This is a genomic window from Ruegeria sp. CDSA021, from assembly GCF_059612325.1.
Genome location: NZ_JBXWQJ010000036.1, coordinates 1 through 8,166 on the forward strand (window position 1 = coordinate 1; position 8,166 = coordinate 8,166).

General features: G+C 52.4%; 8 protein-coding genes and 1 pseudogene. 5 read left to right on the plus strand and 4 right to left on the minus strand.

Going from position 1 to position 8,166, the window contains the following annotated elements:
- A pseudogene (locus AC2FLD_RS22155) lies at positions 1 to 283 on the plus strand (hypothetical protein); the annotation flags it as partial.
- Between the two features lie 187 nt (positions 284 to 470).
- Complete coding sequence (locus AC2FLD_RS22160) at positions 471 to 1,043, plus strand: carboxymuconolactone decarboxylase family protein (RefSeq protein WP_481668351.1); 573 nt, start codon at positions 471 to 473, stop codon at positions 1,041 to 1,043.
- A 12-nt stretch (positions 1,044 to 1,055) separates the two neighbouring features.
- On the opposite strand, the gene AC2FLD_RS22165 is transcribed toward AC2FLD_RS22160, so the two are convergent.
- A complete protein-coding gene (locus AC2FLD_RS22165; RefSeq protein WP_353390963.1) occupies positions 1,056 to 1,223 on the minus strand; it encodes an SAM-dependent methyltransferase in 168 nt (55 codons plus the stop codon).
- A 251-nt stretch (positions 1,224 to 1,474) separates the two neighbouring features.
- A complete protein-coding gene (locus tag AC2FLD_RS22170; protein ID WP_299637033.1) occupies positions 1,475 to 2,329 on the minus strand; it encodes a CE1 family esterase in 855 nt (284 codons plus the stop codon).
- A 236-nt stretch (positions 2,330 to 2,565) separates the two neighbouring features.
- Between AC2FLD_RS22170 and AC2FLD_RS22175 the strand changes: the two genes are divergently transcribed.
- From AC2FLD_RS22175 to AC2FLD_RS22185, 3 genes are all read left to right on the plus strand, one after another.
- Positions 2,566 to 4,383, plus strand: a complete 1,818-nt coding sequence (locus tag AC2FLD_RS22175) for an adenylate/guanylate cyclase domain-containing protein (RefSeq protein ID WP_496674445.1) — start codon at positions 2,566 to 2,568, stop codon at positions 4,381 to 4,383.
- A gap of 191 nt (positions 4,384 to 4,574) precedes the next feature.
- Positions 4,575 to 5,360: a hypothetical protein gene (locus tag AC2FLD_RS22180; RefSeq protein ID WP_353390965.1), complete on the plus strand. Its 786-nt coding sequence runs from the start codon at positions 4,575 to 4,577 to the stop codon at positions 5,358 to 5,360.
- A 489-nt stretch (positions 5,361 to 5,849) separates the two neighbouring features.
- Positions 5,850 to 6,863 carry a LysR family transcriptional regulator gene (locus tag AC2FLD_RS22185; protein ID WP_496674442.1) on the plus strand — a complete coding sequence of 338 codons (1,014 nt, stop codon included), beginning with the start codon at positions 5,850 to 5,852 and terminating at the stop codon, positions 6,861 to 6,863.
- Positions 6,864 to 7,027: 164 nt separating this feature from the next.
- On the opposite strand, the gene AC2FLD_RS22190 is transcribed toward AC2FLD_RS22185, so the two are convergent.
- Positions 7,028 to 7,537 carry a MaoC family dehydratase gene (locus AC2FLD_RS22190; protein ID WP_353390967.1) on the minus strand — a complete coding sequence of 170 codons (510 nt, stop codon included), beginning with the start codon at positions 7,535 to 7,537 and terminating at the stop codon, positions 7,028 to 7,030.
- Positions 7,538 to 7,603: 66 nt separating this feature from the next.
- On the minus strand, positions 7,604 to 8,131 hold the full coding sequence (locus tag AC2FLD_RS22195; protein WP_496674448.1) for a class I SAM-dependent methyltransferase: 528 nt from the start codon (positions 8,129 to 8,131) through the stop codon (positions 7,604 to 7,606).
- Positions 8,132 to 8,166 lie beyond the last annotated feature (35 nt).

An 8,166-nucleotide genomic window follows, 5' to 3' on the forward strand; every position in this document is an offset into this window, starting at 1 on the left:
ACAACGCGACTGGGTTCTGAATGAGTCTGGTTTTGCGTGTTCGAGCGCCGCATCTCTTTACTGCGGCACTGGCGGATGCATGTCGCACTTCTTGATTGAAGAGGAGGTTCACTCCTTGCTCAACCAGGGCTGGACGGTCGTTGACTTCGGGCGTCAACGCATTGTCCTTGCTGACGTCCACGGAACCAATTGTGACGGAATAAACCCGACGCCTTGCACAACAGCCAGTGTTTGGGATGCGGAAGCTAAGACGTGGCGCTCGTCTGCTGGCGATTGGGAGTAAGCTGCAATTGGGCACCGCAGATAGCCAAACTACGATCACGTTGGGGTGTTGTTAGGCAAACTTACCTTCGGATGTATTCCAACAGAAGCTCTGTGCGGATCCCAGAATTGCTTTAAGGTTGCGTATGCACCGTTAGGTTCCTCACTTTGAGACAAAGCTATCCAAAGCAAGACTGAAAGAGAATTGAATGAAACGCCTGTTTCCATCTCTGCCTGAGAACGCGACGCTTGGAAGTGTCTATCAAGCCTTTCCAGACAAACTTTCGCCGCTTTGCGCGTACGAAAGCCTGGTTATGAGGGGCGAGAGCGACCTCTCGGTTGCTGAGCGTGAACTAATCGCAGCTTATGTCTCTGGCTTGAATGCTTGTGCGTATTGCCATGGGGCGCACATCGTTTTCGCCAAAGCCTACGGCATTGAGGTCGAGACAATCGAGGCACTGATGGAAGACCGCGATACAGCACCCGTCGAAGACCAACTCAAACCGTTACTGGCATACATTGAAAAGCTCACCGTCTCACCATCCCGAATGACGGAAGCCGACGCAAAAGCAGTCTACGCGGCAGGCTGGTCGGAGAGTGCGCTGTTCGATGCTATCCAAGTTTGCGGTGTCTTTAATCTCGTGAATCGCTTCATAGAAGGAACAGGTGTCCAAAGCCCTGGCACCGACCCAAGAGAAGCGGACGAAGCCACTTTAAACCGATGCCGCAGTGACAGCTTCTATACCGATTTCGGACGAGAGAACGGCCTCAACATCCCTTGAATTGATGTTGTTCTAACGTTTCCAATCGGAAATGGTTTTGGCTGCGTCGCAAAACTCTTGCGTCAGATCAATGCCTCTAACCTTAGCGCTTGCTTCTTCTGCAATTGTTTTGGTGACCCCACCCAAGCCACTACCAATATCAAGTACATTCGCGCCTGTCGTTAACTTCAGTTTCTCCAATAACTGTAAAGTCGTCTGTCTGCCTCGGAAATGGTACTCATTGATTGGTTAGAAATCCGCGGCGCGTAGTTTCTTCGGGTCAATGCTCGCGGCCTTCAGGCTATCAGCTATCTGGTCGATCAGCCTGCGGCTGGGACCATAGTAGTCGGAAACTTGCTCTCTCATTCTCAACCCCTTTTACCAATCATGTTGAATGCTACTGAATGCCCATCAGATCAAAACTCGCGGAGGGTCGGCAGGCACTCGAGTGCTCAAGGTAGAGCTTCGAACCAGTCTAGCACCGCGTCCCGCCAGCCCTCCGGAACGCCGTGTCCGCCTTTGGTGACCTTCAACCGAATCGAGCCGGCCTCACAGTCCATCCAATCCTTCTGCATCGAACCATCGTCGCCAAAGCTGTTTTCCGCGCTACCTAAGCAGGCGTTTTCTCGGCGCCAGACGTCCAAGCCCTTCATGACGTTACCCTGGTGAAAATCGACACCCTCCCATGTCAGCTCTCGGCCTTCGAACGGCACCATTCTGTCTTTGAAGCCGTGTACGTGAAACAGGTGAACTGGCGCATCGCACTCAGTGGTCATAGGCTCCCAGAACGCCCCAGCCGCAGCGGCAAAACCTCTTGCCATCTCTGGCGCTTGGCACGCAATGTCCCAGACCATCGAGCCGCCGCGGGAGAAGCCTGCGATCAGTATTCGCGACGGGTCAATTCCGAAGCGCTCCACCGCGTCGGCGCGTACGGCGTCGATAAAGGCTACATCATCGCGCGCCAGGTCATATCCGTCAGCCACACCCCAATCGAGGTCTTTGTCATTAATACTGGGCTGCCCGCTCGGCATAATCACCGCGTAGCCACGCCGGATGAAAGGGTCAACATAGGCGGAATTCTGGATCATCGCCTTGCCAGACCGTCCATAACCGTGCAACCAAATGACGGCAGGTCGTTCATCCGGAGCCTCTGGCAGGGCCACGTAGTATTTACCGCCTTCCAGTGTGCACGGTGCATCTGGCGCACCACACTCTCCATCAGAAGCGAGGGCAGCGTTCGGCTTCGCAGCAATAACAGCAATGGCAATACCGAGCGTCAAAATGCGATTGCGCGTTTCGGGTCGCATCAAAAGTGTACCTCTGTGGTTAGGTCACAGAAGATCATAGCACAGCGTTGCGCATCTCCGAAGGCAGCGGCCAAGCGTTTGTGAACCATCTGAAGTCTAGGCAAAGTTGGCCGGTCTATCTCTATCCAAATGAGTAGTTATGAGCTTGGGAAAGAACTTAGATTTTGTTCGAGAACCCAGGTAACTTTCATTAAAGTGGTACGGGGGGACTTATGGAACGCCGTCTAACTGCCATTATGGCTGCGGATTTTGTGGGATTCTCACGCCTGATCGAGCGTGATGAAGAGGGCACCATTACAGCGCTAAAGGGCTACCGAAAACTCATTGATGGCCTCATCTCAAACTACGGTGGTCGCGTGTTCGGCAGCGCGGGTGACAGCGTCATCGCTGAATTCACAAGTGCAACGGACGCGTCCCGCTGTGCATTGGAAATTCAAAGAGAGCTGAAGGTCCGGAACCTCGATCTGCCGGAAAAAGGGCGCATGAACCTTCGTATCGGAATACATCTCGGTGATGTCGTGGCAGATGGCGATAACCTGCTGGGAGACGGTGTCAACATTGCGGCTCGGTTGGAAGCAATCGCACCGCCCGGAGGCCTTTGTGTTTCCAAAGCAGTTGCCGATCAACTTTCGGGAAAGGTGGACGCGGAATTTGCGCATGCTGGCGCCCATGAATTGAAGAATATCGCCAATAAGGTCGAGGTTTGGACCTGGCCTCCGGAACTTGCGGTCAAACCCAAGCGCAGCGCAGCGATCCGATGGACTGCCGCGACGGCTGTTGTCGCCACAGCTACCGCGATTTCAGCTTTTTTTGTATTTGGAAGAGATGATCCGCGCGACCTTCCGTCAGGTGCGCGGATTGTCATTACACCTTTTGAAACAATCGGGGAAAACAAGGAAGACGAGTATTTCGCTGAAGGTTTGACGCGTGATCTTAACGCCTTGTTGGCGAAGTTCTCTAACCTGTTTGTTATAGCTCCCGAAGCTGGAGCCGACTTCAGCAGTAACAAAGATTGCGAAGCGATCAGGGATGCGTTAGGGGCCGATTACATACTTGGCGGCACGGCCCAACGGTCTGACTCGAAACTGCGGGTGACAACTACATTCATCAATGCAAGGACTTGCCGTCAACTCACACCGCCGGGCCCCTTTGATATGGACCTCAGTATCGCAAATGTCCTGGATATCCAGGTTGAGATTGCAAGAAAGGTCGCCTCGCAAATCGGTTCAAGCGATGCCCCGTTGTTCAACACTTCTGTACAGCAGGCTATCCGCGACAAGGCACCGGAAAACCTGGAAGCCTATGAATGTTATCTGTTGGGATTCTGGTTTTATCAAAGTTTCAGCATTGAAGCGCATCGCAAGGCTCGGGACTGTCTATTGCGAACCGTGAAGGAAGAACCTGGTTACTCTCTTGCTTGGTCGCGATTGGCCTTTAACTATCTCGAGTCTAAGAAACGATCATTCGACACCGATCCGGATTGGGCAAATAAGGCCCGAGACGCCGCCACACGTGCACTTGAGGAAGACCCGGACAATGCGGATGCGCACTACGCCCTGGCAATCCTCAGCAGAATGACGGGAGAAGACAAGGCGGTCTTCTTTGAACACGCAAAGAACGCCACGGAGCTTAGTCCCAATGATTCCTGGATCCTCGCGGATCTGGGTATCTTTCTTGCTTACTCCGGCGAGTTTGAAAAAGGTAAAGAGTGGATTTCCCGCGCAAAAGACCTCAACCCCAAACTTCATCCTGGCTACGATAACGCTTGGGTGCTGCACGCGATCTTGCGAGGCAATTATGATGAGGCACAAAAAGTCATCTTGAGCTGGGGTACGCCGAAATCCACCATGTCGATGGCAACCCTGACTGCAAGCTATGCTTTGGACGGCGAGCAACAAAAGGCGCAAGAGATGGCGCGACGCTTGCAAAACGAACACCCGGAGTTTCTTGACGATCCACGCTCACCGTATCGAGCGCGTGGAATGCCAACGGAGCTGATCGAAAAGATAATGGATGGGCTTCGCATTGCCGGTATTGAAGTTTCAGAGAACTAACGCCGCGATTGCTTGCAAACATCGCTTTCAGAATGGCGGGCGTAGAATGTTTGTAGCGGCTCTGGAACCAAGTTGCGTTTGCTACCTAACGCTGTTGCCGACACCGAATAAGGAGATTCGTAATTTCTAAGGACAGTTTTGCGGACGCAGAAATTGGAAGACACCTAGCGGACGCTGCACGTCGTTGCCGCATGGTTTTCTTCACTGGATTGCCGGCATCTGGAAAGTCATTCCTATTGCGCCAGCAAATATCCATTGCGATCTCCTTGGGACGTCGCGTGCATATCATGCGTTGGGATAAGGGGCTCGCGGCGTTTCAGACCGAAGACATACTAACAAAGTATCCAGATGTTTCGGATGGAACTCATCCGTTGATCCGAAGGGCCGCCGGATTGTGGGGCCGGAGAACCTTAGCGCGATGGCAGGTGGAGAATTCCGATCCCACAGACATGATTGTGGGCGAAGTCCCTATCATCGGAAACAGGTTTTCAGAGTTCATCCAGGCGCAGCCGGATCAGATTGAGCCTGCCTTAGCTTCCGAGGAAACCAAATTCATCTATCCGGTTCCCACAAAGGGCTTACGTGCCAATCTCGAAGCTATTCGAAGATCTACGTTTGCGAACCCCGGACATCCTGAAGAGGCCAGGGACGCGCCACCATCCACAATGGAACTGGCTTGGCGTTTGACGTGTGCCAAGGCCGCAGAATTGGGCTTGATCTCTGAAGCGGATATTCATTCTCCGTACGAGGAGATGATTTATGTGCGGTTTTTTGAGCACCTGCTGCAACTCCGACACGCCATCAGAATTGGGGTCGATACGATCTATTCAAATGCAGGGTCAGCCCATGATCTGGATGCGGACGCCTTAGAACTCAGTGCTAGCTCAGACGAAGTAAAGTACGCAATCGCAGAGGTAGAGACTACTTTTACAGCCGAAGAAGCCGCCCGAGAAGTTGAAAACTGGTATCGGGTGTAGTCTCGGACAAAGGTCTGTTCGGTTAGCATTTCGGACTTTGCAAATTTACGAGAACGGATCAAAGGAAATTGCCTTTCACCAAACGACGAACATGCGGAGGTGAGGTGAGGTGAGTGACCTTTGCCAGCAGGTGGCTCACTTCAATATCGTCAAACAAGGCGCCAGGTTGCACGAGAAGGTCTCGTGTTGGTACTTACTCAATGGCTACAACACAGGTGCGTGGCTGTCACTTCCAGCTTGCAGCTGAATTTGGCGTGATCTAATCGCCTTGTTCGGCCGATTGTCACCAAGTGTCGTCAGAACCTTCCTGGATACAGACTCATCATGTTCTGCACGTCAAGTTCACTCGAAAACGCAGCGGGACTACTCCAGATCACGTCATTAATATAGTCGCGTTCCGCGTGAAGATTGTTGGCTGTAGGCCGCGGCTTCCGGGTTTCGGGGCAGGCTCTTTTGGTCCAACCGAACAGTCCATCAAATACGGTCCAGATGCTGGGTGACATTGTATGGGAAGCCATCTCATGGTCCTTTTCGAGTTACTTGCGCTGTCGCAACAAGAGTAACTGTTCACCCGTTTTTCTGGTATCCGGCACAAAATTGTGCTGTTCTACAAAAATGAAGAACGGGTTCCGAAATTGGTCGGATATTCGTGTGTTCCTCTCTGTCTTCAGAGAAGGGTCGACGCTTGCGGCCTCCAGAAAGCTAAAGGTCTCCCAACCAACGGTTGCCCGACGCATTGATGTTCTCGAAAGAGAAACAGGCTTGACGCTTTTTGAGCGCGGTACGCACGGGTTCAAACCGACCCCAGAAGCCCTTCGCCTCGTTCCCCTCGCCGAAGCAATCGAGACTTCAGTCCTCGAATTTACCGACTGCGCGAAAGAATTGACGTCGACACAACCCATCCGTATCACCGCTTACTCAGCAAACTTCTCTGCACGCATGATTGAAATCGTAAACGAGTTTTCCGCCGACAATCAGGATGTCGCATTCGAGTTTTTGTCCAGCGTTCGGGCGCTGGACCTGATGGCGGGCGAGGCCGACATTGCTTTGCGCCTTGCAAGAACTGAACCTGATCCTGACCTGATCTGTCGTAAGATCAGCACGGCCCGCTGGTCTTTGTTCGGCAGCAGAAATTACGCGGACAAATTTGGCTTACCGGGGTCAACGAATGATCTGGCCGGGCATCAGTTTGTTACCTTTCAGCGGGACGACGTACCAAATGTATTCCACGAATGGTTGACCAATCACGTGGAGCCGGACCAGATCGTCATGTCTTTCACTGAACTGGAGCTAATGCATGCGGCGATCAGGTCAGGGCAAGGCCTTGGAATCAGCAATGTCAAGCTGGTGGAAACAGACATGTCTTTTATCCGATGTTTCGACGAAATCCCCGAACTTGCGGTGCCGCACCTAATGCTCATTTCGCCGGAAGCCTATCGTCGGCCAGAGGTTAGAGCCTTCGTTAAGTTCTTCGCACCTCGTTATGCGGCAATCTACAAGTAGTTATTTAGGCAAAAAAGGATTGAGAACACGCGAACAAGCTAGTTTGCATGTACGCCACGACCGCAATTGCGAATAGAAGCTTTATGTGGCGAGCCCAAGGATACTCTTGAAGATGGCAAAGGGAGGTCGAATTGATCGCCGCGCCCAAGTCGCTGCAAACCGCCTTAACTCCGACATGCCATCACGTGGTGCATGACCAGGTTAAGAACTTCAACATCGTTCTGGTTAAATGTCTGGTATCGGAATTTGACCGTTCCCCGGTCTGGCTTCGAACGTGATGGTGTAATTGCTTCAACCGTGACGCGCACGCTGATCGTGTCACCGGAATACACCGGAGCCAGCCACCGTACCTCGTCCATACCATGTCCACCCAGATTGGTGCCGGTAAGTACACCAGTGTCGCGGAACAACCTGAAAGTAAGCGCTATTGTTTGAAATCCACTGGCGATGAGACCGCCGAAAATCGACTCTGCGGCAGCCACTTTGTTAACGTGGAAGGGCTGCGGGTCATGAACCAGTGCGAAGTCAACAATCGCTCCCTCGGTCAGCGTAACGCCTCCGGTTTCGAAGGTTTCGCCAACCGACAAATCGTCGATGTATTTTCCGCTGGCCATGGCAAAAGTATAGTTTGATGCACACTCAACCGTCAACGCGGAGTCACGCTCGGCAGCCACTAATGCCGCATTGTCTTTCGACCATGGCAAAGATCGTAATTGAGAACTGAGCCAGTGGTCGTTGACCTATGCCGCGGCGACAAAAAGGTGCGCTTCTTGCGGTACGTGCAATACGCCTTCATTGTCATATCTAGACAAAGCGTCTGCAACCTCTTCCACGACCTTGTTGGTGACGTCATCACCTGCATCCCTAAGATCAGTTTCGATTGGCAGCGCCATGATTTGCGCACGAAGGTCAATAAATCTTCGCTCTAGTACCAATGGCTCGTGACGAGCTATCTTGAAGCCTGCATCGACCAACAAATTCGAAATGAGGTCCCCATCTCGAAACGAAAAAGGCGCTCTGGCCTTGACTGCGGCATCTGTTCCAACATGCTGTTCGAGAGCTTTTGCAAGTGCTCCATTGAAGGGCGACACAGCGCGCCAACATGTCAAAAATAGCTGACCGTCATTGCGCAAGATCCTATGAACTTCTTTCAACGCGGCGGATTTGTCGGGGAAGAACTGAAGCCCCTGTTGTATGAAGGCATAGTCAAACGTAGCATCTCCGAAAGTGTCCGTCGTCAGGGATTTTGGGACAGATGGCCGCCTGATCTAAGAGAGGGTCTGGCTCAACTGGTTGTTGTGAT

What these genes read in the sequence shown, in the direction of transcription:
- AC2FLD_RS22185 (WP_496674442.1), top strand. Translation starts at nt 5,850, where the DNA reads ATGCTGGGTGACATTGTATGGGAAGCCATCTCATGGTCCTTTTCGAGT.
- AC2FLD_RS22160 (WP_481668351.1), top strand. Translation starts at nt 471, where the DNA reads ATGAAACGCCTGTTTCCATCTCTGCCTGAGAACGCGACGCTTGGAAGT.
- AC2FLD_RS22175 (WP_496674445.1), top strand. Translation starts at nt 2,566, where the DNA reads ATGGCTGCGGATTTTGTGGGATTCTCACGCCTGATCGAGCGTGATGAA.
- AC2FLD_RS22180 (WP_353390965.1), top strand. Translation starts at nt 4,575, where the DNA reads ATGGTTTTCTTCACTGGATTGCCGGCATCTGGAAAGTCATTCCTATTG.
- AC2FLD_RS22170 (WP_299637033.1), bottom strand. Translation starts at nt 2,329, where the DNA reads ATGCGACCCGAAACGCGCAATCGCATTTTGACGCTCGGTATTGCCATT.